Source organism: Fundidesulfovibrio agrisoli (assembly GCF_022808715.1).
In the GTDB taxonomy this organism is placed as follows: domain Bacteria; phylum Desulfobacterota; class Desulfovibrionia; order Desulfovibrionales; family Desulfovibrionaceae; genus Fundidesulfovibrio; species Fundidesulfovibrio agrisoli.
Genome location: NZ_JAKZKX010000001.1, coordinates 121,740 through 146,215, shown reverse-complemented (window position 1 = coordinate 146,215; position 24,476 = coordinate 121,740). Strand labels below are relative to the sequence as shown.

Annotated in this window: 20 protein-coding genes, 1 other RNA gene and 1 pseudogene; 9 read left to right on the top strand and 13 right to left on the bottom strand. The window is 60.2% G+C overall.

The genetic code is table 11. The annotated features are described in order from the left end of the window. Window positions 1–812: 812 nt before the first annotated feature. The 5 genes from MLE27_RS00605 (at window position 813) to MLE27_RS00585 (ending at window position 5,636) form a co-directional block, all read left to right on the top strand. Entirely contained in the window at window positions 813–1,274 is a 462-nt protein-coding gene (locus MLE27_RS00605) for a tetratricopeptide repeat protein (protein WP_243309916.1), read from the top strand. 326 nt (window positions 1,275–1,600) lie between these two features. Then, entirely contained in the window at window positions 1,601–4,027 is a 2,427-nt protein-coding gene (locus MLE27_RS00600; protein WP_243309915.1) for a PAS domain-containing sensor histidine kinase, read from the top strand. A gap of 67 nt (window positions 4,028–4,094) precedes the next feature. Further along, window positions 4,095–4,724, top strand: coding sequence for a DUF5671 domain-containing protein (locus MLE27_RS00595; protein ID WP_243309914.1), 630 nt, complete (start codon window positions 4,095–4,097; stop codon window positions 4,722–4,724). Continuing rightward, window positions 4,721–5,152 (top strand): hypothetical protein, encoded by a 432-nt coding sequence (locus tag MLE27_RS00590; RefSeq protein WP_243309913.1) that lies wholly within the window; start codon window positions 4,721–4,723, stop codon window positions 5,150–5,152. Before MLE27_RS00595 ends, MLE27_RS00590 begins: the two co-directional genes overlap by 4 nt. A gap of 199 nt (window positions 5,153–5,351) precedes the next feature. Next, window positions 5,352–5,636, top strand: a complete 285-nt coding sequence (locus tag MLE27_RS00585) for a hypothetical protein (RefSeq protein ID WP_243309912.1) — start codon at window positions 5,352–5,354, stop codon at window positions 5,634–5,636. Window positions 5,637–5,668: 32 nt separating this feature from the next. Here MLE27_RS00585 and MLE27_RS00580 read toward each other — a convergent pair whose 3' ends face one another. Beyond that, window positions 5,669–6,457: a substrate-binding periplasmic protein gene (locus MLE27_RS00580; RefSeq protein WP_243309911.1), complete on the bottom strand. Its 789-nt coding sequence runs from the start codon at window positions 6,455–6,457 to the stop codon at window positions 5,669–5,671. 24 nt (window positions 6,458–6,481) lie between these two features. Beyond that, entirely contained in the window at window positions 6,482–8,206 is a 1,725-nt protein-coding gene (locus tag MLE27_RS00575) for a two-component system sensor histidine kinase NtrB (RefSeq protein ID WP_243309910.1), read from the bottom strand. 433 nt (window positions 8,207–8,639) lie between these two features. On the opposite strand from MLE27_RS00575, the gene MLE27_RS00570 reads away from it, so the two are divergent. Beyond that, window positions 8,640–9,944, top strand: a complete 1,305-nt coding sequence (locus tag MLE27_RS00570) for an ABC transporter substrate-binding protein (protein WP_243309909.1) — start codon at window positions 8,640–8,642, stop codon at window positions 9,942–9,944. A 25-nt stretch (window positions 9,945–9,969) separates the two neighbouring features. On the opposite strand, the gene MLE27_RS00565 is transcribed toward MLE27_RS00570, so the two are convergent. The 4 genes from MLE27_RS00565 to MLE27_RS00550 form a co-directional block, all read right to left on the bottom strand. Continuing rightward, a complete protein-coding gene (locus MLE27_RS00565) occupies window positions 9,970–10,359 on the bottom strand; it encodes a hypothetical protein (protein WP_243309908.1) in 390 nt (129 codons plus the stop codon). A 235-nt stretch (window positions 10,360–10,594) separates the two neighbouring features. After that, complete coding sequence (locus MLE27_RS00560; RefSeq protein ID WP_243309907.1) at window positions 10,595–12,385, bottom strand: methyl-accepting chemotaxis protein; 1,791 nt, start codon at window positions 12,383–12,385, stop codon at window positions 10,595–10,597. Window positions 12,386–12,634: 249 nt separating this feature from the next. Next, entirely contained in the window at window positions 12,635–14,299 is a 1,665-nt protein-coding gene (locus MLE27_RS00555) for an AMP-binding protein (RefSeq protein ID WP_243309906.1), read from the bottom strand. An 11-nt stretch (window positions 14,300–14,310) separates the two neighbouring features. Beyond that, window positions 14,311–14,874, bottom strand: coding sequence for a helix-turn-helix domain-containing protein (locus MLE27_RS00550; RefSeq protein ID WP_243309905.1), 564 nt, complete (start codon window positions 14,872–14,874; stop codon window positions 14,311–14,313). A 126-nt stretch (window positions 14,875–15,000) separates the two neighbouring features. On the opposite strand from MLE27_RS00550, the gene ssrA reads away from it, so the two are divergent. The 3 genes and pseudogenes from ssrA (at window position 15,001) to MLE27_RS00540 (ending at window position 17,108) form a co-directional block, all read left to right on the top strand. Continuing rightward, window positions 15,001–15,350, top strand: a transfer-messenger RNA (tmRNA) gene (gene ssrA / locus MLE27_RS00545). Between the two features lie 141 nt (window positions 15,351–15,491). Further along, window positions 15,492–15,962: pseudogene (locus tag MLE27_RS18235) on the top strand (sulfotransferase family 2 domain-containing protein); the annotation flags it as partial. A 129-nt stretch (window positions 15,963–16,091) separates the two neighbouring features. After that, on the top strand, window positions 16,092–17,108 hold the full coding sequence (locus tag MLE27_RS00540) for a capsular polysaccharide synthesis protein (protein ID WP_243309904.1): 1,017 nt from the start codon (window positions 16,092–16,094) through the stop codon (window positions 17,106–17,108). A 69-nt stretch (window positions 17,109–17,177) separates the two neighbouring features. Here MLE27_RS00540 and MLE27_RS00535 read toward each other — a convergent pair whose 3' ends face one another. The 7 genes from MLE27_RS00535 to MLE27_RS00505 all read right to left on the bottom strand — a co-directional run bounded on the left by MLE27_RS00535 (window position 17,178) and on the right by MLE27_RS00505 (window position 24,469). After that, window positions 17,178–17,525, bottom strand: coding sequence for a hypothetical protein (locus MLE27_RS00535; RefSeq protein WP_243309903.1), 348 nt, complete (start codon window positions 17,523–17,525; stop codon window positions 17,178–17,180). Between the two features lie 47 nt (window positions 17,526–17,572). Beyond that, window positions 17,573–18,355, bottom strand: a complete 783-nt coding sequence (locus tag MLE27_RS00530; protein ID WP_243309902.1) for a hypothetical protein — start codon at window positions 18,353–18,355, stop codon at window positions 17,573–17,575. A 267-nt stretch (window positions 18,356–18,622) separates the two neighbouring features. After that, complete coding sequence (locus MLE27_RS00525; RefSeq protein WP_243309901.1) at window positions 18,623–20,074, bottom strand: outer membrane homotrimeric porin; 1,452 nt, start codon at window positions 20,072–20,074, stop codon at window positions 18,623–18,625. 420 nt (window positions 20,075–20,494) lie between these two features. After that, window positions 20,495–21,004, bottom strand: a complete 510-nt coding sequence (gene moaC, locus MLE27_RS00520) for a cyclic pyranopterin monophosphate synthase MoaC (RefSeq protein WP_243309900.1) — start codon at window positions 21,002–21,004, stop codon at window positions 20,495–20,497. Further along, window positions 21,004–22,125 (bottom strand): molecular chaperone DnaJ, encoded by a 1,122-nt coding sequence (gene dnaJ / locus MLE27_RS00515; protein WP_243309899.1) that lies wholly within the window; start codon window positions 22,123–22,125, stop codon window positions 21,004–21,006. Before dnaJ ends, moaC begins: the two co-directional genes overlap by 1 nt. 6 nt (window positions 22,126–22,131) lie before the next feature. Further along, window positions 22,132–22,359 (bottom strand): DNA-directed RNA polymerase subunit omega, encoded by a 228-nt coding sequence (gene rpoZ / locus MLE27_RS00510; RefSeq protein ID WP_243309898.1) that lies wholly within the window; start codon window positions 22,357–22,359, stop codon window positions 22,132–22,134. Between the two features lie 154 nt (window positions 22,360–22,513). After that, entirely contained in the window at window positions 22,514–24,469 is a 1,956-nt protein-coding gene (locus MLE27_RS00505; RefSeq protein ID WP_243309897.1) for a peptide transporter, read from the bottom strand. Window positions 24,470–24,476: the final 7 nt, after the last annotated feature.

Genomic DNA, 24,476 nt, shown 5'->3' with positions numbered 1-24,476 from the left:
CTTTTGCCTTTTCTAAAGGCGCGGGGTCTTGGGGAATGTCCAGCCTGGGGCTGGTGGATGGAACGGAATCGACTGGTGTCAGGTCAGCACCGGATAATGATCTCAGCAGTTTGTGTAAGTTTGCACGAATTTGCAAGGACGAGGCACGATTGAGGTTGCGCCTGGGGTCATCAACATGGTCTACGCTTCAGTTCCCGGTCTGGGAATTTAATCGACCGTCACCGCTCACGCACTTGAACTCGCCCTCTCCTTCTGGTACGTTGGCTGGGTCGAACTTCTCGACAAGGCAGAATGAGCCGACTGAGAAAGTCAAGTCAATTGTTGGACTTACAACTGAATGGCTGCGTGATCTGGTCGCGGTTTGGGCTTTCCCTCCCTCGCTACGACTTTTCAGGGGAGTCGGGATTCAGTGACCGGCTCCCCTTCTCTTTTGCTGACGCGGGGTTCCCGCTTTCCCTCTCAGGCAGCCTGCCTGGGTCAGTGGTTCACTTCAGTGGTACATTTCGCTAGTTCGTCACTCCCTCCTCCACGAGGTGAGACGACGACATGCCTTCCCCCACAGATGCAACCGCATACTCTCCTTCAGGGCCATGGTTCCTCCTGACCTCCATGGAAATATCGGCCAGATTAAGTTCCGCGTATCCTTAAGGTGTTTGCTTCCAGATTCGATGGCGCATACAAGAAGCCGGTGTTCCAGACGGCCAGCACGTCCAAAAGGGCATTCACTGTTGATGATGTGCGACCAGAGTCTGACAATGCGAAACCAGGGCATGATCCAGGGGAAGACGGCGCAACAAAGAGAATCTTCCGCCATGCGGTACGCACTCCATATCTCCATGATTGCATTTTCATTTTTTACAACTGTCATTTGCGCTGTGGTCGCACAGTCCATACTGATGGACATAGGCGGATATGCGCTGAAGACTGGGGACGGAAACACTGCGGTTAGATACATGACGCCAGTAGCGTTTTTTGGTTACCATCCAGCCCAGTGCATCCTTGGTGACCTCTACGCTTTCGGATTATGCGAAATCGCTAAAAACGACGCGAAGGCAATCTATTGGTATGAACGCTGCGGCACCAGCGGTAAAATGGTTCTTGGTGACAATGAGAATCCGGCCGCATCATATGAACTTGAAGCGGCCAAACAGTATGCCAGAGGAGGGTGGGGAGTTAAGGTCGACCCAGTTGAATGCGCCAAATGGCTGAAGTTGGCAGCGGAGGGAGGCAACAAGGAAGCTCAATCCCAGCTAGCTCAGTCGCTGTGCCATTGAGCGGCGAAACCGATGCCCCGAGGTTGCACTTGGCGAGCACGAGTTAGTACTTTCTGTCGAAAACCGCCGCCCACCCCCATGAGCTTATCCGTTAGGCGTAGCCATACCATAGACCTCGCCGTGATCTCCAGCCTGGGCATCATAGCCGCCTGGTGATCACCGCAAGCATGCCGCCGTCTTGCGGGTCGTTCAGGCAGCCATCAGGCGGCCTTTACGGTATATGGCGGCAGTACCCCTGTTGACCGAACGAAGATATTCAGGCTTACTGGCCCTGTACGAGTCCTTCAATTGCCTCACGCCGATGAAACCAGAGCCTGGGGTTGCCTGTGCCCAAAAAAGTCAACGCCGACTTGTCACTACTCGCGGAGCTGGAAGCGGCCCGCACGCGCATTGCCGAACTGGAGGCCGAAAGGGATGCCGGCAAAAAGGCCGAGGAGGCGCTTCGGGCCAACGAGGCCCTGCTCCAGGCCGTCCTGCGCGACCTGCCCTTCGATTTCTGGGCGCGCGACATCAATCATCGCGTCATCATGCAGAGCAACGAGTCCATCCGCCTCTGGGGTGATCTGTCCAAAGTCTCTGTGGCGGAAAGCTACTGCACCAGCGACACTTCGAAAATCTGGAAGGATACCAACCGCCGGGTTCTGTCGGGCGAGGTCGTCACCGGCGAACAGGAGTACGCCACAGCCAGCGGCGGGCTTCGCACCTACCAATGCATCGCGGCACCCATCCGCGACGGGGATGCGATCCTGGGCATCGTGGGCATCAACCTGGACATCACTGCGCACAAAAAGACCGAGCAGGCCCTGCAGGACGCCCACGCTTTCCTGAACATCGTGCTCAACAACCTCCCTGACCCCATCTTCGTGGAGGACGAACAACATCGTCACGTGCTGGTCAACCATGCCCTCAGCGAACAGCTGGGCATACCCATGGACGGCTTCCTGGGGAAAACCGTGCGCGACATCATGCCGCCTGAGCTGGCGGAGAGCAAATGGGCCGACACGGAACTCGTCCTGAATACCGGGGCGGTGAGCACGGCCGAAGAACAAATCATCGACGCCCAGGGACGGCTTCGCGACATCATCACCCGGAAGGTGCCTTACAAGGGCTCCGGCGGTGAAAAGCTCGTCATCGGCGTCACCATGGACGTCACGGACCGCAACCGCGCCGACGAGGCCCTGCGGGCCAGCGAAGAGCGCTACAGCACCATCGTGCGGACCACCGCCGAGGGGATCTGCATCCTGGACAAGGACAACGCGGTCACGTTCATCAACCAGGCCATGGCAGACATGATCGGGCTCGAGATCGCTGAAGCCGTTGGCAGGCCCGGATCCGACTTCCTTTTTCCCGAGGACCTGCCGAACTTCAACGAACGCCTGAACCAGCGCCTATCAGGCCAGTCCATCCGCTACGAAAGGCGCCTGCGGAAGAAGGACGGCAGCGCCCTCTGGACCATCGCCAGCACAACCCCCCTCTTCAGCAAGGACGGCGAATTCCTGGGCAGCTTCGGCATGTTCACGGACATCACGGCCCGCAAGCAGGCCGAGGCCGAGCTGGCGCGGCAGAAGCACATGCTGCTGTCCATCATCGAGAGCACGTCCGACGCGGTGTTCGTCAAGGACGGCTCCGGCCGCTACATCCTGGTGAACAACGTGACGGCCCGCCTGTTCGGCCTCAGCAAGGAGGAGATGCTGGGCCGCGCAGACACCGACGTCTTCCCTCCCGACCAGGCCGAGATGCTCAGGAAGAACGACCTGGCCATCCTTGCGCTGGAATCCCCCAGGACCATCGAGGAGCGCCTGACCACCCGTGACGGAAACCGGATATACCTCACCACCAAGGGGCCGCTCCACAACGAGTCAGGCGAGAAAACCGGCATCTTCGGCATCGCCAGGGACATAACCGAACGCGAGCAGATGGCGGAGACCCTGGTGCAGACCGAAAAGATGGCCAGCGTGGGCGGGCTGGCGGCGGGCATGGCCCACGAGATCAACAACCCCCTGGCGGGCATTCTGCAGTCGGCCCAGGTGATCGCCACGCGCCTCCGGCCGGACAACGCGGCCAACATCAGGGCGGCCGAGAAATGCGGCTGCCCCATGCCCGGGCTCCAGTGCTATCTCGACAACAGGGAGATCCTGACGCTGCTGGACGGCGTGCGCGACGCGGGCAAGCGCGCCAGCCTGATCGTCTCGAACATGCTGGACTTCAGCAAGCGGCACAACTCCGACCTGTATCCGGTCAACATCATAGGAGTGATCGAAAAATCCATCGAACTCTGCCAGCAGGACCACAACCTGGCGGAGAAATACAACCTCAGAAACGTCGCCATAAAGCGTGAGTTCGAATCTGAAGAGTGCGTCGTGCCGTGTTCCGGAAACCAGATACAGCAGGTGATGCTCAACCTGCTGCGCAACGCCCTGCACGCCATGTCCGAAGCGGAAACGCCCGCCCCGTCCATCACCCTGCGCGCCAGGATCGAAGGTGAGCACGCCTTGATCGAGGTGGAGGACAACGGCCCGGGCATGGAGGAACACGTGCGCAGGCGCGTGTTCGACCCGTTCTTCACCACCAAGGCCCCCAACAAGGGCACTGGCCTGGGGCTTTCCGTAAGCTATTTCCTGGTGGTGAACCGGCACGGTGGCACTTTGGAAGTCCATTCCACCCCGGGGAAAGGCACCCGCTTCACCATCAAACTGCCCTTGACGCCCCGTTACGGCAAAAGGCTCTCGATCACCGAGCCCCCGGTGAGGTGATCCGTGCCCTGCCCTTTCAGTCGGCCGGCCCGGGCCGCCCGGCCCGGAAACTTCCAAGGAGAACTCCTTGCAACAAGATCTGGTGGACTTTACGAGGAAGGCGCTTGAGCGCGGCATCGACCGCGAACGCATCGTCCAGACGCTGCTGGATGCCGGCTGGAACAAGGCCGACGTGGCCTCCGCCATGGCCAGTTACGCGCCAATCGATTTCCCGGTGCCTGTTCCCAGGCCGAGGCCCTACCTCTCGGCATCCGAGGTGTTCCTGCATCTGCTGATGTTCGCCTCGCTCTATTACGCAGCTTTCAGCCTCGGCGCCATTGCCTTCCAGTTCATCGACCATTCCTTCCCTGACCCGGCGAGCATGCGCCGCATGACCGACTTCCGGGATGCCATCCGATGGAACGTCTCCGCGCTTCTCATCTCGTTCCCGTTGTTCGCGGCGGTTTTCCGATCCATCAACAAAACCATGGCGGAAAACCCTTCGCGACGGCAGTCCAGGCCGCGCAGATGGCTCACCTACATGACTCTGTTCATTGGGGCCGTGGTCATCGCCGGGGACTTGATCGCCCTGGTCCACAACGCGCTCGGTGGCGAACTGACGAGCAGATTCATCCTGAAGGTGGCCACGGTCATGGCCATAGCGGGGAGCAGCTTCCTGTACTTCCTTACTAACATCCGCAAGGAGGAGGCGGAATGAAGCCGCAACGCGCCAACCTGTTTCTCGCAGTGATGGGCGTGGCCGTTCTCTTGGCCCTGGCCGCCGGCCTATCCGCGATCGGAACCCCGGAGGAGGCCCGCATGCTCCGCCTCGATAGGCAGCGCGTGGATCACCTCAGGAGCATCTCGAATGCCATGGAGAACTATCAGCGCAGTCATGAGTCCCTGCCGGCCAGCTTGGAGCAGATCCAACAACCAAGTGGTTTCAGCGGGTTGCACCTCAACGACCCGGAGACGAAGCAACCCTATGAGTACAAGCCCCTCGGCCAGGATGACTACGAACTCTGCGCTCAATTCCAGACCGTTCTGAACGCACGGACGGATGAGTCGGGCGGCAATCCGCTATGGTATCACGGAACAGGCAGACAGTGCTTCAAACTCAAGGTCAAGACGCAATCAAAAAAGTAGGGGCAGGGTTCGCGCCCCCTGCGGCGGGATTATGCCGGAACGGCCTCCCCCGGGCCGGTTTCCGGCAATAGCCTGTTGAGTAGCAGGGCCGTTCGGAGTAGTTACCACAGACCAAGGACGGCGTTACGGGCCTGCGCGGCTTCCTGTGCATGCCGCGCGGGGATCTGGCGGCAAACGCGGTCAACACGAAGGAGTGGCCATGAAGAAAATCTTTTGGATCGCTTTGGTCGTCCTGTCGCTGTCCCTGTGCTCGTGCGCCAGGCCGGCGAGCAGGATGATCGCCATCTCCCCCGGCATGTCGCGGGAGGAGGTCATCGCCGCGGTGGGCAAGCCCAACAACATCGACTACGCTGACGGAGTGGAAAGGCTGTACTACGCCGTCTACGACTGGCCGCTGGATTCCAACGTGTCCAGGTACGTGATCGTGCTGGTGGACGGCAAGGTGTACTCCTACGGCTCCGAGGCGATCTCCGAGGAGTGGTGAGGCGCCCCCGGCCTGACGGCGCCCGGAAGCGGCTAGTGTGATCCGGGCTCGTTGAAGATGCTGTCGTAGGTTCCGTCCTCGCGCATGGAACGCATGGCGTTTTCCAAGGGCTGCACCAGGGCGGCGTGCTTGCGGTTCAGATAAAGGTACATCTTCTCCCGCGTCAGGGGCGGCCGCTGCGCGGTGATGCCCGTGAGGCCCATCGCCTTGGCCAGCTCCCGGCCGCCGTGCAACTCGTATATCGCAACGTCCACGCGCCCCGCGTCCAGCAGGGCGAAAAGCTGCCGTGCGGAAACCACCCGCACCACGCTGGCGGCGCGAACCTTCTCCTCCAGGATTTTCCAGCCGATGATGCAGCCCACCGTGTGCCCGGCCAGGTCGCCCCAGGAACGCACGGCAACCCCCTCCCCCTTCGTGAAGGCCACGAACTCCCAGACCATGTTCTCCACGTCCAGCCGGACGAGGTTATGATATTTCGCCTCCAGCCCGGCCACGCGGTTGTTGTCCCCGTCCACCACGCCCGCGTCGGCGTCGGAGAGGGCCCTCTGGCTCGGCAGCGTCTTGAAGCGGATCTCCCTGCCGATGCGGCGGAAGGCCTCGCGCAGCAGGCGGTCGAGCCTGCCCGTGCCTTCCGGGTTGCTGAGGGGGGGGTAGTCCTTGGTGGCGATGACCAAAGGCTGCTGCGCCGCGTTCTGGGCAAGGGCCTGGCGGTCACCCGGCAATGCCAGGCAGCAGGCCAGCGCGAGCAGCGCGGGAACCAGGGCACGAAGCGCCCGGCGGGGAACACCCTGAATACGAACTTGGGCGGGATGCTGCGGCATGATTGCGCTACCGGGGGTGGCCAGCTAGGCCTCGGTCCGCTCCTCAAGCGGGGGCGAAGGGGTGCAGGCTTCGTTCAGGGGAAGCCGTACGGTGAAGCGGCTCCCTTTGCCCGGCTCGGTATGCAGGTCAATGGAGCCGCGATGGTTCCTGGTGATGATGAAATAGGAGACCGACAGCCCCAGACCCGTGCCTTCCCCCGGGCTCTTGGTGGTGAAGAACGGTTCGAACACCCTGCGGCTCACGTCCTTCTCCATGCCGGGGCCGTTATCCTCCACGCTCATCAGGGCGAAATCACCCTCGCGGGCGATCCGCAGGGATATCCGGGGCGGGTCCGAGGTTTCGTTCCGCAGCGCCAGGGCGTGGGCGGCGTTGCGCAGCAGGTTGAGCAGCACCTGCTCGATCTCCATGGCCGAGCAAGGCACAGGGGGCATGTCCGGCTCGAAGTCGCGCACGATCTTCACATGCCTGAAATCGTATTTTTTCTTGAGGTCGTAGTCGGTGGCGGCGATGGTGATGACCCTGTCGGCCAGCTCGCCAAGGTTCACGCTGCCCCGGTCCTGGCAGGTAGTGCGCGTGAAGGTGAGCATGTTCTGGACGATGCGCGCCGCCCTCTCGCCGGATTCGCGGATGCCCTGCAGGAACGCCGGAATCTGCCTGGACTCCAGGAAGATGGCGAGCTGCTCCATGTCCATACCGTATTCCTGCGCGGCCTGAATGTTGACCTTGCGCAAAGGGTCGAGCCTGCGCTGGATGTTCTGTACGCTCTGGAGGATGCCCGCCAGGGGATTGTTGATCTCGTGGGCCATGCCCGCCGCCAGCCCGCCGAGCGACATCATCTTTTCCGTCTGGATGATGAGCTGCTCGATGCGGCTCTTTTCGGTGACGTCGTCCAGGCGCAACACCGCCCAGTGGACCCCCTGGCTGCGCACGGGATAGACTAGCAGGTCGCAGATGCGGTCCGCGCCCAGCATCCCGAAGCGCAGGCCCGCGCGGGAGACAGGCTCCATGCGCTCGATGGCCTGCCTGATGTCGGCCGCGTAGACGGCCAGCTGCGGCAATGCCTCGGCCAGCGGCCGCCCGAGCAGCCGTGCGGCGTCCAGGCCGGTCTGGAGCTCGGTCGTCCTGTTCCAGTGGGTGATGCGCTCCTGGCCGTCGATGCCGATGACCAGCGAGGGCATGGAGTCCATGATGCTTTGGATGCGGTCGCGGGTGTGGCGCAATTCGAGGAGCCTGCCCTGGAGTTCGGCCACCATCTCGTTGATGGCGCTCTGGAGCCGGTCAAGCTCCACAAGCTCCGGGGAGCTGGGCAGGCTGACCGCGTCGGACTGCCCGCAGCTCACCTGAACGGCGTAGAGCTCCACCTCCTTGAGGGGGCGCACCACCCTGCGGTTGAGGATGACCCACAGCAGGCTGACGATGCAGAGGTTGACCACCAGCGTCTGGAGCACAACGGCAAACAGGCGGGACCTCATCTCCTGGCGAAGGAACTTTTCCGTCATCCAGACGTCGACGGTCGCGATGCGCCTGTCGTTGAAGGTCACTTCAGCCTGTTTGTGCAGCAGTCCTTCCCCAGAGGGCGGCGAGGCATCAGCCGAGGGGCGCCAGTCCACGTCGCGTAAACGCTGGGTCAGCACGCGGCCCGTGAGCATGTCGGTCACAAGCACTCCGGCCACGCGCTGCTGCAGCATGAGGCTCTCGACCACTTTCTCGGCCTGCTCGTACTGGAAGTTCCAAATGGGCAGCGCCAAGCTCAATGCAAGTTGTTCGGTGCTGACCTGAAGACTGGACAACAGATCGGCTTTGCGCTTGGAATACTGGCTGTAGAAATCGAAAGAGCCGAACACAGCGAGCACAAGTGTGGTCACGGAAATGAGCGCGAGAGAGATCGCGGATGCTACAGTCCTTTTTCGCATGTGACCACCGGACCCGATGAAGAAGAACATGCCCGGGAGAGCCGGAACTACTCAACCGACTGAAGGCTACCCCAAAGCGGGGCCGTATGCAACGAAACGGGGACGAGTACAGCGGAAATACCCGCATTCAAGGCCCTGGCGGTGGATTCTAGAAGCAGAGCCGTCCTTGATGTTGTAACTGCATTTTATTCCTGATACAGAGAGCAAAAGCATGCAATACAACTTCATAATCATGGATTTAAGCGGACCGCGCCTCCCAGGATCCAGCATGAGGATGTCCCCTGCCCTGCCCCGGCCCGCGGAGGGCGCGATGCGCTTCGTCCGGCAAGCCATTCTCGCCTTGCTGATGGCGCTCTTCGCCGCGCCGCCCGCCAGCGGCGCGGAGATCACGCTGCTGCATTACTGGACTGGCTCTCTCGCCGGAGGCGTCGCCCAGATGGTCGAGAGCTACAACGCCACAAGTTCCGGCTCCCACATAGTCGCGCAGGGAATGGAACATGAATCCTTCAAGCCGGGCATCAAGTCCATGCTGGCCTGGGGCTCCCCTCCCGACATCTACTCCTATTGGGCGGGGGCCAGGCTGCGTTCCATGGTGGACGCGGGACACGCAGCCGCCATTGACGAGCTCTGGGAAGGCCACGCCCTGGACCGGCTCTTTTCTCCGAGCGTGGCCCAGGCCTGCAAGTACGACGGAAAATACTACGCAGTGCCCGTCACGCAGCATGTGGTAGGGTTCTTCTACAACAAGGCGGTATTCTCGAAGCTCGGCATCGCGCCCCCCGCCACGTGGGAGCAGTTCCTCGCCGCGTGCGAGCGCATCAACAAGGCGGGCGTCTCACCAATCGCGCTGGGAGCGAGGGAGCTCTGGCCCGCGCAGTACTGGTTCGACCAGCTGCTGCTGCGCGCCGCAGGCCCCGAGTACAGGCAGCGCCTGATGGAGGGCAAACAATCCTACACCGACGCGGAGGTCAAGGCGGCTTTCGCCGAATGGGGCCGCCTGCTGCAGAGCGGATACTTCCACCCGAATCACGCCGCGTGGGATTGGGCAGGCGCCGCCGACGCCGTGCGCAAGGGCCAGGCGGCCATGACGCTCATGGGCACCTGGATCATCGGCTATTACGGCATCGAGCCATCCTGGCGCATGGGCAAGGATTACGGCTTCTTCCCCTTCCCGGCCATGAATCCCGATGTGCCGCAGGTGTGCAGCGGCCCTATCGACGTCCTCGTCCTGACCCCCAAGGGCAAGCGCGAGGGCGGCATGCAGGCCATGGGCTTTTTCGCCTCCGTGCTGCCGCAGGAGGCCATGTGCCGGGGCTCGGGGGCCTTCGCCCCGAATCTGTTCGCATCCGTCGCGGACCTGGGCCCCGAGCGTCTGGCCATCCTCAAGATGATCCGCTCCGCGCCTATGTGGGTCTTCCCCTACGACCTCGCCGTCCCGCCAGCCGTGGCCGACATCGGCCTGGGCCTGTTCGGGGCCTTCCTGCGCAACCCGGGAAACAGCGATGCCTTGCTGGAAGGAACGCAGCAGAAAATGGCGGCTACCTACGGAGAGGGCCTCAGGCAGGGAAATTGACGCACCGGCGGCGCTTGGCCGCCTCTCAGGAACTGCGCAGCGACCCCAGGAACAGCCCCAGACCGCCCACCAGCAGCACCAGGATGACCAGCAGGTCGAACAGGGACATGCCCGCCAGCGAGAACTCGATGGAGGCGATCACCCCCGCGCATACCGCCACCAGGCTGCCGATCCCCAACAGCCAGCCCAGCGGGTTGCGGGCGTTGTGGAAGATCATGCCGATGCCGATGACCATCGGGATCAGGATCATGCCCGAGGTCAGGCGCATGCCGCCGAAGGACATCAAGGGATAGCCGAAGCTGAAGATGTGATAGACCCTGATGGATTTCAGGAAGAGATAGCCCCCGGCGATGAACATCGCCAGCCCCAGAAAGAATTTGCCCGCACCGCCAGGGGTGCCCCCCGCATTGTTCATTCCCATGCGTGCAGGGTTATAGAATCAGGCGAAGCTCCGCAAGTGCCGCTTCGGGCTCTGAGGATGGTGAGTTTCCCCCGGGGGCTTTTCAGCGCGGCCCCTGCTCCGGATTCTCCCTCCTCTGCCCGTGGAAGTGCTTGAATTAAGCTACATCGCAAATGAAACGGGGGGCCGAAGCCCCCCGGAATCCTCAAGACACCGCACCTGCCGTGGCGGACAGACGGGCGCGACGGGTTCAGGCCGCCAACGCCTTGCGCCCCTCCCCAGCCCCCTCGCCGGACTGCCCCATCCGGGAGATCAGATCCTTGAGGCGCGTGGCCATGCCGGAGAGGTTGGCCACGATGTCCACAGTCTCGGTCATGCCGGCCTCTGTTTCCTGGGCCACTTCGTTCACCTGGGAGATGCTGCTGTTGATGTTCTCCGACGCGGAGGACTGCTCCTCGGCGGCGGCAGCGATGCTCTGGACGTTCTGGGTGTTGACCTTGGTCAGGGCCACGATCTCCCGCAGGGAATCGCCCGAGGCTCCCGCCAGCTCGTTGGAGGTGCTCACCGCCTTGGCGGCGTCCTCCATGTCCTTCATGCTGCGCTGCACGGACTGCTGGATGGCCAGGATCTTCTCGCCCACCTCCTTGGTGGCGCCCATGGTCTTTTCCGCCAGCTTGCGCACTTCGTCCGCGACCACGGCGAACCCCCGCCCGGCGTCGCCCGCGCGGGCTGCCTCGATGGCGGCGTTGAGGGCCAGCAGGTTGGTCTGGTCCGCGATGTCGCTGATGACGTTCATGACCTGGCCGATGGAGGCCGCCTGGGCGTCGAGCTCGCCCATGTTGTCCTTGAGCCTGCCCGAGACCCTGTTGACCCGCTCGATGGCCTTCACGCTCTCGGTGACGATGCCCGCGCCGTCCTGGGCCTTCTCCAGCGACTTGCCCGCGCTGTCAGCCGCGTCGCTGGCGTTTTTCGCCACGTCCAGCACGGTGGCGTTCATCTGCTCCATGGCCGCTGCCGCCTCGGAGAGCCGCTCCTTCTGAATCTCCGCGCCCCGGCGCACCTGCTCCACCTGGGCGGAGAGGCGCTCGGCGTGTTCCGTGAGAGTGTCGGAGAGCACGAGGGATTCCTTGGCGATGGAGCGGATCATGTTGAGCATCTGCTGGATGTGCGCTTCCTTCTGTTCGGTCTGCGCCAGGGCCTGGTTCGCGGCCTTGGAATGCTCGTCGGCCTCGCGCGCCTTCCTGTCGGACTCGTCGATCTTGTCCTTGAGGCTTGAGACCATCGCCCCCATGGAGACCGCGAGCCTGCCCAGCTCATCCTTCTGCGTCAGGGAGCATTCCTGGGTGAGGTCTCCGCCCGCGATCGCTGCCGAGCAGTCCGCCAGGAACTTCACCGGGCGCGATATACTTTTTGAAATCAGATAGCTGAGGCAAACAGCCATGCACAGGGACACGGCGATGGCGATGAAGGAGAGCAACTTGGTGAAGCGGATGCCGCCCATGACCTCCTTGCGGTTCATCTCGCTGCTGGCTTTCACCTTGTCACGCATGGCCGCCAACTGGGACTGCACCTGGGCTAGCTGCTTGAGGGTCTGGTTGTCGTACACATCCGTGGCTGCGGCCTGGTTCGCGTCCTTCCTGAAGCGCAGGATGGATGCGGCCGTCTCGTGGAGCTTTGTGTGGGGCTCCTCGATGGCCGCGAGCATGGGCTTGAGCTCGGGGCTGGTGGCCTCCAGCCCGGTGCGTTCGTCGCTGTAGAACCAGCGGCCGAAATTGCACTTGTGCGCATCGGAGGAGACGGAGAGCTCCTTGGCGTTGGGGTCGTGCACGAACTGGCCCAGGGACTGCGCCCACTTCAGGTGGTCGATCTCCCGTTGCAGAAGCGTCATTGAGAGCTCGTTCTGGGCCAGCGCCCCGCCCGTGTGTTCCTCCACATCGAAGAGCTCGACGGCCACCCAGACCATGGCGGCGAGGAATATCGCCGCAATGGAAAAAAATCCCGTGCGGATCTTCTGTCCGATCCGCATGTCCGACCAGTTCATAACGTCCCCCCCCAGAGAATCAATACGGCACGGACAAATTCCATACCGTTTCGTGAGGTATTTGTAACATACAAGATGCAAACTGAATAGGTAGGGATTCCCTCTATATCAAACCTGACACAACCCTGATGAAAATCAGGTCAGGGCAGCGCAGCGGCTGTAGGTGCCTGCAGAGTGGAAGGACCGGACGATCGAAGGGAGGGGAAAGGGCCGGGCGGGAGGTGACTCCCGCCCGGGAATATGAAGGGGCTAAACGGTCGGTTCGGGGTTCTTCCCTTCGTCCTTGGCCCTGATCTCGGCGCGCTTGATCTTGCCGCTGATCGTCTTGGGCAGTTCGGGGAGGAACTCGATGATCCTGGGATACTTGTAGGGGGCTGTGACCTTCTTCACGTGGTCCTGAAGCTCCTTGACCAGTTCCGGGGAGGCCTGGAACCCGGCGCCGAGCACCACGGTGGCCTTGACCACCTGGCCGCGGTCAGGGTCGGGCACGCCGGTGACGGCGGCCTCGACCACGGCCGCATGCGACACCAGGGCGCTCTCCACCTCGAAGGGCCCGATGCGGTAGCCGCTGGATTTGATGAGGTCGTCGTTGCGGCCCAGGAACCAATAGTAGCCGTCCTCGTCGCGCCAGGCCTTGTCGCCGGTGTGGTAATAGCCGCCGAACAGCACCGAGGAGGTCTTCTCCGGCTCATAGAGATACCCGTCGAAAAGCCCCAGGGTTTTGCCGCTGCCCAGGCGGATGCAGATCTCGCCCTCCTCGCCCGGGGGACAGGTGTGGCCCTTGGCGTCCAGCAGCACGATGTCCCAGCCGGGACAGGGCTTGCCGATGGAGCCGGGCCTGATCGTCATGTTGGGGAAGGCGCCTATCTGCAGGGTGGTCTCCGTCTGGCCGTAGCCCTCGTAGATGGTCAGGCCGGTGACCTTCTTCCAGGCCTGGAACACGCTCTCGTTGAGCAGTTCGCCGGCGGTGGTGCAGTGGCGCAGGGCCGAGAGGTCGTAGGAGGCCACATCCTCGCGCACGAGGAAGCGGTAGATCGTGGGGGGCGCGCAGAAGGTGGTCACCTTGTGCTCGCTGATGACGCGCAGCAGGTCCGCCGGGACGAACTTGCCGCGATAGTCCCAGGTGAACACGCAGGCCCCGCCCATCCACTGGCCGAAGAACTTGCCCCACATGGATTTGGCCCAACCGGTGTCCGCCACGGTGAGGTGCAGATCGCCGGGCTTGAGGTCGTGCCAGTAGACGCCTGTGGTGATGTGGCCCAGGGGATAGTTGTGGTTGTGCACCACCATCTTGGGCATGCCGGTGGTACCGGAGGAGAAGAAGATGAACATCACGTCTTCCCCGCCGGCCGAATCGGCGGGCCTGGGGAACACGTCGGAGGCTTTGGCCCCGATCTCCTCGTAGGAGACCCAACCCGGGGAGGAGACTTCGCCACCCACCTGGACGAAATGCGCCAGGCAAGGGCAGGCGTGGCGCACGGCGTCCACGCGCTCCACGAAATCCTGCTCCACCACGCAGGCCTTGATCCCGGCCTTGTTCACCCGGAACTCGACATCGTGGGCGGTGAGCAGATGGGGCGAGGGAACGGGCACAGCCCCGATCTTCACCAGGCCCAGCACCGTGACCCAGAACTCGACCCGCCGCTGCAGCACGAGCATGACCTTGTCGCCGCGGCCGATGCCCAGCGCGCTGAAGGCGTTGGCCATGCGGGCCGACTCGCGGCTGAAGTAGGCCATGTCCAGGTCGCGCCGGTTGTTGTCGTTGTCCACGTGCACCATGGCGGGGCGCGTCGGGTCAACGGCTGCCGTGGCGTCGAGGAAGTCGAAGGCGAAATTGTAATTGGCGGGAACATCCACGGAGAAATCGCGTTTGAAGTCCTCAAACGTTTCGAACACTTTGAATTCGTTCTGCATGAGCTGTCCCTTTAGATGATGACGTCCAGAAACACCGCTTCCTTGCCGTCCAGAGCGCGCATCGCGTGTGGGATCGTCGAACTGAAATACAGGCTGTCCTCAGGTTCGAGGATCACCGTCTCCTTGCCGAGCACCACTTCCATGCGCCCCTTGAGCATGAAGACGAACTCCTCCCCGGCGTGCTGGTTGTAGTCCATGCTCTGCTTGGGGGGCGCTGGCGGCACCGTCACGATGAACGGCTCCATGGCGGGCCGGCTGAAACGGTAGGCCAGGGCCTGATACTTGTACGCCTTGCGCCGTGTGACGGAGAGCCCTTCGGACTTGCGCACCAGGCAGTACTGGTGGAGCTTGGCCTCAGACCCGGTAATCAGCGCCGTGAGGTCTACGCCGGTGGCTTTGGCGATGGCGTAGAGGTAGCTCACTGGGACCTCGCGGCTTCCCGACTCGAACGCGAAGATATCCTGCACGGAGACGCCGGTCTTATCGGCCAGGTCCTCAGGCGTGAGGGCGAGCACCTCGCGGAGATCCTTGATGCGCCGGGCGATGTCGCGATCTAAGGATGATACGTGGCTCATGACGACCTCCCAAAGACAGTGATTCGGCCCAGATACCCCAATTCGGTCTGAAATACGAGCACTATTCACACATTTGGGGCTTGCCGAATCCAGTAGTTGTCGTATACTTGAGTGGTTACATTGACTGGGGGCGCACTGGTTTCGACGGGGATTGTAAAGACACAGTTGCAGGCCGAGGGGTCGCGTGGCCTCGTAAAAACGCGAAAAACAATCAGTAGCCAACGACTACGATTACGCCCTGGCCGCTTAAGGCCAGCCTCCCTCTAGCCGAAGTCTGGTAAGCTGGATGCGGGGGACACCCCACTGGACTGGCGAGCGCAGTTGTCCGTTGTAGCGTTCGCGAGAACTTAAATGGACTGGGTCCAGGCAGCCCGACCAGGAGGCTCGCCTGAACTGAGATCAAATCCCGGTCTACGCCTGTAGAAGCTATGTTGGAGCGTTCTCGGACGGGGGTTCGATCCCCCCCGCCTCCACCACTAGAATGTACACAAACTGTTCAGATTCGAACTTGATGAGTAGCCACCACACAGCATCAGCGTACACTAGGCCCTACCGCGGCCCCATGCACAATAGGCAAGGATTAGTGATCATGGTAGACATTATCTTTAACACAAAATATGCCTATCTGTAGATCAAGAAAGTTAGCTTTCATACATATACCGAAATGCGGCGGCACATCGGTCACTGTGGCATGTGGCTGGGCCACATCCTACCCTCACATTGGGTTCAAGCCTACAACCACCGAACTTGACTTCGACACTCTTTTCGGCGGAGGCCTTCAGCACCTTACCATTAAGGAAATTCGATACAACTACACTGGCGACGAGATCGACTCCTACTTTTCATTCTCAATCATCAGAAATCCGTTTGAGCGCATCGCGTCACACTTCCTCTGGCGCAACTATAGATTCACACCAGGCGACGCTCCCTTTGAAGAAGTAAAGCAGAAATTCTCGAATTTTATTTTTGATATTTGTAGGCAGTACTCTCACCACAGTTCGTTCATAAACCCACAAAATGGACACATACACTCGGGGATCACTTCCGGATCCCATCTCACGTTCGACTCACCTGAGAGACACCTACTCCCTCAATGCTCATTTATATTCGATAGCGGCCAACTGTCCGTTCGTAAGATCATTTTATTTGAGAATCTCAACAATCTTCACACCGAACTACCCACAGATCTTGACATTTCAACGCCTCTTGAACACCGAATGAGAAGCGCCTTCGACATCCACTATTCTTTCTTATATGACAAAGAAAGTTGCTGGCATGTGGAAAATTTATACTCCACAGATTTTGAATTCTACCATACACTCAGAACAAGTTCCAAGTTCCACACAGCAACCACGCGGTTACGCTCGTTCAGCTCTATGTCTGCGTTCAAAATCAACAGCAACAGCATCGGCATTAACAAAGCTAACCATACCATCAACAGTGACCCAAGCCCCAAAATCCCTCGGACACTATGGATATTTTGGGCACAAGGTTGGAGCAATGCTCCGAACCTGGTCCAAATGTGCCTAAAATCATGGGTAAAACTCAACCCAAACTGGACTATTCATTGCCTTGAAGATAGTACACTGGGAGATTTCATAGACATCCCGACCGACATCCTTAAAGATAAAAACATCCCAAAGTGCGCGCTTTCTGACATTATCCGCATCAATCTGCTTAATAAGTACGGTGGAGTTTGGACAGATGCGACAGTTCTGTGCAATGACAAACTGGACGCATGGATTGACAACGTGACCGAGTACGGTTTTTTTGGATTCTCAAAACCAGCACCGACGAGAGAAATTGCAAGTTGGTTTCTTGCCTCTGCTCCAGGCAATTACTTGACTAACCGTTGGCATAAAAAAACCATGGATCTTTGGACCTTCCAAAATTTCCTAGAGACATCCCGAAAACATTGGCCGAATTGGGGGAAGTCTGATCTATACTTCTGGTTCCACGGTCTTTTCAACGACCTCGTTGCAGACGATCTCGTTGCGAAGTACCTTTGGAATTACATACCTAAACACAGCGCCGACGGACCTCACTTCCTGCAGCACAACGATCTGTTCGGCGAAATAACAAACACGATCAAAAGTCATATCCACAACAGAATTTCTCCTGTTTACAAATTAACACACAAAATTAATGAACATGAATCCCCAAACAACTCCATTTTGGAGTATCTAAATACAATCACAAGTTCCACAAAGGGAACTCCCTACCCCTACATTTGAGCGCCTTGAATAATAAAAAAGCTAGGGCTGCGAAGCAGCCCTAGCTTTAGCTTCAAACCTCTTTTAGGCTTACTGATCCATCATAAAGATGTTCAACGCAGTCGAGACGCCACTCTGCACAGCTCCGCTCACCTTGAACGCGACCTGCTTGCCTGAGGCAGCAGCAGACAGGGCAGTAGCCAAGAAACCATTCGCGGTTGCGGGTGAGGTAGCAACGGTGGGAAGGTTGATTGTGGTAAGACCCAGAGGAGGCGTGGTCAGGTTGACGACCATCTGCGGCGTGCCACCGTTCGGACCTTGAGCGTAGCCAACTTTCGTGACGAATCCCTGACATGCCGTAGTCTGAGCCTGGGCAATGCCCACCATCACAAAAGAGAGCACACACAAAATAGCGAAAACATTGAGAGATTTACGCATAAACTCCTCCTTAAAATTGTTGATAAAATTCTGAAAACCCTAGTATTCTACTCAGAAACAGAAGCCCCTCCTTTTGTCAAGAACTTTTCGTTCATCTCGAAGGCTTGTCTCTGATTTGCCAAATATTTCTCATTTGAGATGAACTCTCCGTTGTCCAATTCAAAACCCTTGCTGGCATCATTCGCTAACTTAGCTTCTTCCAGCGACTTCATTATCTGCCTGTTTGTAACCTTCATGCCATTTTCCAACTCAACGATGACATCATCAGGGCGAGGCGCGTTCAACATAATTTGATCCTGACTTTCACCCACCTGCATATCAGTGGCCTCACCTTCGTTCGATGCCGACATCATCACAATTGGCTGTGAAGAGCCAGGTTGAGGCATGGTCTTACCGTCCCTTATCGCAGAGGGGGGGGGCATTTGCTCAACAGGAGGCTTTGTAGCAGCGTCTCCAGTGGGGGAAATCTTGCGCCCACCTTCATTCCGACCAATCAAAAAATCCTTATTACCCAGTGAGGTTACGAGTATCAACTTAGCCGACCCAGAGTACTCGATGGTGTAATTGTTACACCCTACAGCATCCAATGCCCTTTCAATACATCTATCAAGAGGAAACTTTTCTGCCAACAAATAAATAACTTTTTCAGCGTATTCCGCAGGAATTTTGACAGTATAGCCAGTGTCTTTCGAGAGTTTATCCAAGCAACCAGCAAGCGATTCACTTACACATTCCAATCGGCTAACAGTGGGGAGAGGCATTGCCAAAGAACGCGGAGCCAAAAAAAATACAACCATTGATAAGATATAGAACATATAAAGAATTCTCACTTCATCCCCCAGAGGTACGTACAGGCAAATTCCATTATATCAAAAAATCAAAGCAACGCAACCTGATCAGCCGTCCTTTTGAACCACAAATTACACACTCCTACAAAACCGCCAAGATGGTTATGAATCCTATTTACTATAAATAGCTACCTGCTTCACTTGAGTCAACTAAAAATGGGTTAATTTCCATCACTTCGTTTCGAGCACAAACAAAAAGCGGCTAAAAGGTGAACCTTTTAGCCGCCTTACTCGAAAATGACAGATCTATCAGAATCTGTATGTCACGCCGAAGGCGACCTTCCAGGCATCACCGCTATTGGCTGCGTTCACGAACCTGCGGCCCCACACGGACTTGTCAAAGTTGCCGTGAGCCCAGCCGGTTTCGACCACAGCCGAGAGGTTCTCATAGATTTTGTACTCGTTATCGAAGTTAATGGCGAGCAGATTTTCGGTTGTCGCAAGGTCGCGCCCAAGCTGAACATAGTTGCCGGTGCCGGCAAGCAGGTTGGCGTTACGCAGGCCGCGGGGAGAGTTGGTGCCCTGCGCGAAGGTGAAGGTCAGCCTGTGGGTGAGGTCCTGGATGAAGCTCACCTTGTTCAGGCTGACGGCGAAGCCCCAGGAGCCGGTGGGGTTCAGGGCCATGTGGCCGTTCACGAACTGCTGGGTGCAGTCGAACAGGAACGAGTTGCTGGGGCCCCAGTTCTGAACGATCGTGGGCAGGCGTTCTGAGCCGTTGGTGGTGGAGGAATCCTCGCCGGTGGAGTACCAGAAGGTCACCTGGGGGGTGACGATGTCGAGTCCGGTGTATTCGGCGGCGATGTCGAAGAACAGGCCCCCGCGACGGTTCTTGCCGCGGTCGCTGGCGTTGCCTTCACCGTAGATCACGTCGGCGTAGAACTTGAAAGGATCAAGCACGGTGACGCTCATGGAAGTGCCGACCCAGAAGTAGAGGTTCTGGGCGTTGCTGAAGCCCCTGGGCGCCAGGTAGGTGCCGGCCGAGAACAGGTTCGAGGCCAGGGACTCGGCGGAGTTGCGCATGGAGCCGGTGCCGACGTTGAAGTAGCCGGCATCACGCCCGGCCACGCCGATCATCGCCCAAGGGGTGGCGGCGAAGCCCTGCAGAGTGATGGGAAGGGTCATGAAGTAGGCGTCGAACTCGTCGGCGATCTGGGTGGTGGTTGGGTCGAAATCCTTGTAGGTGTCGAGAAGCCTGGCAAAGCCGCCGTTGACTTTGAAGGCGTCGCACACGGGGATGGAAACGATCGCGGCGGCCAGGCGGGTGCCGCCGATGACCGGGCTGGAGGCCAGCATGGGGTTGGACATGGGCAGATCGAAATCCTGCATGCCGATGGAGAACTCCACGTTAGTGCCGGGCCACTTGAACTGCAGGAAGGCCTGATAAACGTCGATGGCGACGGTCGGGTTGTCCACGGTGAAGGTGTCGTTACCCCAGATCCTGTTCTGAACACGAATACCAAAACGGAACTTCAGCCCTTCGTTGGCGATGAAGTCGGTGCGCAGGCGGAAACGTTCCCAGATGGTGGTGGGATCGCCCGTCCGGGTCCCGTTGGCGTTCCAGCCGGTGTAATCGATGTTCGACCAGACGTTGGCGTGCACGCGGGCATCGCCAACCATCTTCACTTCCGTGGCTGCCGCGCTCTGCCCGGCGAGGCCGAGCAGGAGCGAGAAACACAATCCCAAGAGCCCGAGACGTTTCATGAACCTTCCTCCTTAAAGATGTCACAATGATGCCGAACTTCTCACAATATTCGCAATCAACCAGCGACCAGGATGCCGGTTGTATTGGAATCACATGGATGGAGGCGATGAAGGAGCGGACGGAACGAAGGTAATCAAACTAAAAAAGCGCATCCTTTCAGCGTGATGCCCCCCGCACAGCTTCAAGAATCCGCCAGGCACCCCGAAAGGTGCGGCCGCCACTCTCTAATTTGTTTGGCTCATAAAATAATTGAACAGAAAAGGAAAGAACTTCCTCTTTTCATACCATTGCGGTATGAATAAGCGTGCGACAACAAAAAAACCGCAGACGATGGTCTACGGTCAATGTTGTCCGGATGTCTCCGAACGCTGCCGAGCCTTGCTACGTCCAGCCGGAGGTTCGCCAGATGGCGGAGTGATTCAGGGGAAGTGAGAGTCCTCCGGGGCCGAGGCACGGAATTCACCGCTCTTGCCTCCGGACTTGTAGAGCAGGCGGACGGAATCGATGACAATATCCTTCTGAACGGCCTTGCACATGTCGTAGATTGTCAGGGCCGCTACGCTGGCGGCGGTCATGGCCTCCATCTCGACGCCGGTACGGGCGGTCACCCGGGCTTCGGCCTCCACACGCACGGCGTGGCGGGCGTCGTCCAGATGGAAGCGAACATCCACGGAATCAAGCCCCAGCGGGTGGCATAAGGGTATGAGGCCCGCCGTGTTCTTCGCGGCCAGGATTCCGGCGATCCTGGCGGTGGCGAGGGCGTCGCCCTTGGGGATGTCCCGGCTGGTCAGCCGGGCGAATGTCTCGGGGGAGAGGCGCACCACGGCTTCGGCCACGGCCACGCGGGCGGTCACGGCCTTGCCGCCCACGTCCACCATGCGGGCCTGGCCCTGTTCGTCCAGATGAGTGAAGCCGTCCGCGCCGCCCATCAGGAGCCCATGGCCTTGTCTTTGGCCTTCTTGAAGAAATCCTTGACCTTGTTGAGGGGCTTGCCGCTCTCCAACTCAAGGAACTCACGCAGCAGCTCTTCCTGCTTCTTGGAGAGGTTCCTGGGCGTGTGCACGATCACCTCCACCAGGAGGTCGCCGCGCTGGTTGCGCCCGGGATGCGGCAGGCCCATGCCGCGCAGGGAGAACACCTCGCCGGACTGGGTGCCCTTGGGGATGTCCATGGTCTCCTCGCCATCGAGGGTGGGCACTTTGACCTTGTCGCCCAGGGAGGCTTGCACCATGCCGATATCCAGGGTGACCACGAGATCCTGCCCCTGGCGGCGGAAGGTCTTGTCCTCGTCGACGTAGACGACAACGTAGAGGTCGCCCGGAGGGCCGCCGTGCAGGCCGGGCTCGCCCTCGCCGCGCAGGCGCAGGCGCGAGCCGTCGTCCACGCCGGCGGGGATGCGCACCTTGAGCTCACGCACTTCCTGCAGGAGCGCCCTGCCCTTGCAGCGCGGGCACGGGCTGGCGATGACCGTGCCCTCGCCCCGGCAGACCGGGCAGGCCACGGCGATGCGGAAGAAGCCCTGGGACTGCTGCACCTGGCCCATGCCTCCGCAATGGCGGCATGTCTCGGGCTTGGTGCCCGGGGCGGCGCCGGTGCCTTCGCAGTCCGGGCAGGGGACGTGCTTGGGGATCTTGAGGTTGGCCTCGGTGCCCTTGGCCGCGTCCCGGAAGGAGACGCGAAGGTCGTAGCGCAGATCGTTGCCGGGCTGGGGCCTGGGGCCGCGCCCGCGAGCGCCGCCGCCGGCGAACCCGAAGAATTCCCCGAAGATGTCCGAGAAGGTGCTGAAGATGTCCTCGGCATTGGAGAAGCCGCCGAACCCGGTGTCACCCAGGCCCTGGTGGCCGAAGCGGTCGTAGCGGGCGCGCTTTTGCTGGTCGCGCAGCACTTCGTAGGCCTCGGCGGCCTCCTTGAACTTCGCTTCGGACTCGGCATCGCCGGGGTTGCGGTCGGGATGGTATTTGAAAGCCAGCTGACGGTAGGCCTTCTTTATCTCATCCTCGGTCGCCTCCCGGGGAACACCCAGAACGTCGTAATAATCGGCCTTGGACATGTTCTGCTACTGCTTCTGCTCGGGAACGTAGATCCCGGCCTCCTCGATGGATTCGGCCGGAAGCACCTTTTCGCCCGCGATTTCGCGCAGGGAGGTGACGATTTCCTTGTTGTTGCATTCGACCAGGGGGTCGTAGCCTTCGCGATACTGGTGAACGCGCTTGATGGCCATCTGCACGATCATGAAGCGGTTGTTGATCTTTTCCAGGCAGTCTTCAACGGTGATGCGAGCCATATGGTCCCTCGTATGAGCTGCCGGCGCTGGTTGCACCGGCCCGATTTCAAAAAATAAGCAGCCGGGATGATTCGTCAAGGGGTTGGAGGCAAAATCTCCTTCCCTGCGAAACGAACAGAATTTTTTAGACGAACACCGGCGGCCGGTCAAGCCGTCAATAGGCCATTTTGCCCAGGCTCTTGAGGATGAGCGTGCAACCCATGGCGAACATACCCGTGAGGCCCATGCCGCAGGAGAACCCCGCCAGGAGCACCGGGGCGTACTGACGCCACATCTTGCCGTATTTCTTGTGGAAGTAGTACCGGCCCAGGAAGGCCCCGATCACCTCCAGGATGAGGCCGTGGGGGATGTGCTGCCCCAGGCCGCGCACCACGCCGTAGACCAGCAGCACGGGCAGCCCGAACATGTTCAGCACCGCGTAGGTCACCAGACCGAGCCCCAGGCCCGCCCCCAGGTAGCCCCCATTGAGCGCCTGGAAGAACAGGGAGTTGCCCTCCAGGGTGGAGGTCTGCATGAGCAGACTGTTGAGGGCCTGCAGGTGCCAGAGCTCCTGCGCGTAGGGGTAGCTGGCCGAGGGGATGGGGGCCAGCTGCCAGATGAACTGCGAGAACAGCAGGCTCGCGATCATGACCACCGGGAAGACCACGATCTCGGCCTTGATGATCCCGCGCAGGTTGGTGCCGGTGAGCTCGATCTCGCGGAAGTCCACGGTGGCCTTGCCGTAGTTGTGGATGGGGATGGGGGCGTACCAAATCTCGATGCCGTGGTAGCCGAAGAACTTGGCCCCCGCAATGAAGCTGGCCTCCCGCACCAGGGGCAGGCTCACGAACTGGCCCGCGATGCCTTCCATCCGCGCCGTGATGTAGGAGATCACCGGGGTGTAGATGAAGCCGTAGAGCACGAAGAAGATCCAGGGGAAGTCCGGCACGAGCCAGCGGCACATGAGCACGTACGCGGCGGTGGAGGCCAGGTAGATGGCGATGGAGACCCAGAAGTTGATGTCGCCGCGCCCGGGGTGGCTCTTGAACACGTCGCGGTAGCTGACCCCGCCCGGCCCCTTGCGGAAGCTCTTGACCACCTGCCACACGCCGATGACGCCGATGGCCAGGCCCAGGCCCAGGCCGAAGCTCAGGTAGAAGTCGAAGTTGTTGGCGAACACTGTGTCCACGGTGCCCATGCCCTTGTGCCAGCGGTGCAGGATGCCGTGCTCGTAGAGGATGGGGTTGGCCACGAAGGTGATGATCTGGCCGATGAGCCCGCCGATGACGGCCCAGAACGGCAGGACCATGCCGGTGAACACCAGCCCCAGGTCAAGCTGAAGGCCCGTGGCCACGGCTGGCATCACGTCCTCGGTGTGGCGCGTCAGGTCGATCCAGGGGATGGGGATCAGGCGCACCGGCTCCGTGAAGATGAGCCCCGAGAGCACCGGGAAGAGCACGTATATCCCGCCGAAGAGGATGCCGATCACCCCGCCGATGGAGAACACCCGCCACTTCCAGCCGGTCTTGCGCTCCTCGGTGGTCTCGGCCAGGGCCATGGTTCCGAGCGCGCCCACCGGAGCCATGGGGAAGGGCAGCTTCTCCACGTCGGAGGTGATGCGGTACAGGGCGTAGCCCAGGCCGAAGTGGTCCACGCGCTGCACCAACTGGGAGCCGATGAGCAGCAGCACCGGCATGAGCCAGTCCTTGTGGAAGAACGTACGGATGGAGAGCGACTCGGAGCCCAGGCCCGGCGCCACCCAGGAGGGGATGAACTCGGTCAGCCCCAGCATCTTGGCCGCGTCCGACTGCACAAGGTATTGGCTCCAGAGCAGGCCCTGGAATGGCGAGTGCATGGCCGCGCCCGCCATGTAGTACAGCAGGAAGACCTCCTGCTGCTTGAGGTCGGAATAAGCGCGCTTGGCCACCTCGGCGAAGAGGATGATCGTCACCCAGCGCGCGGCCGGGCCGATGCCCGCGCCGATGACCAGGTTCAGGTACATGGACCCCGGCATCATCAGGAAGCCGATGAAGATGGCCCCGGCGATGGTCTTCCAGTTGAACCCCTCTTCGAAATGCGTGGGGGTTTCCAGAAGGTCGCGGTATTCTTTCAGTTCTTTGTCGTCATACATTGCCGGA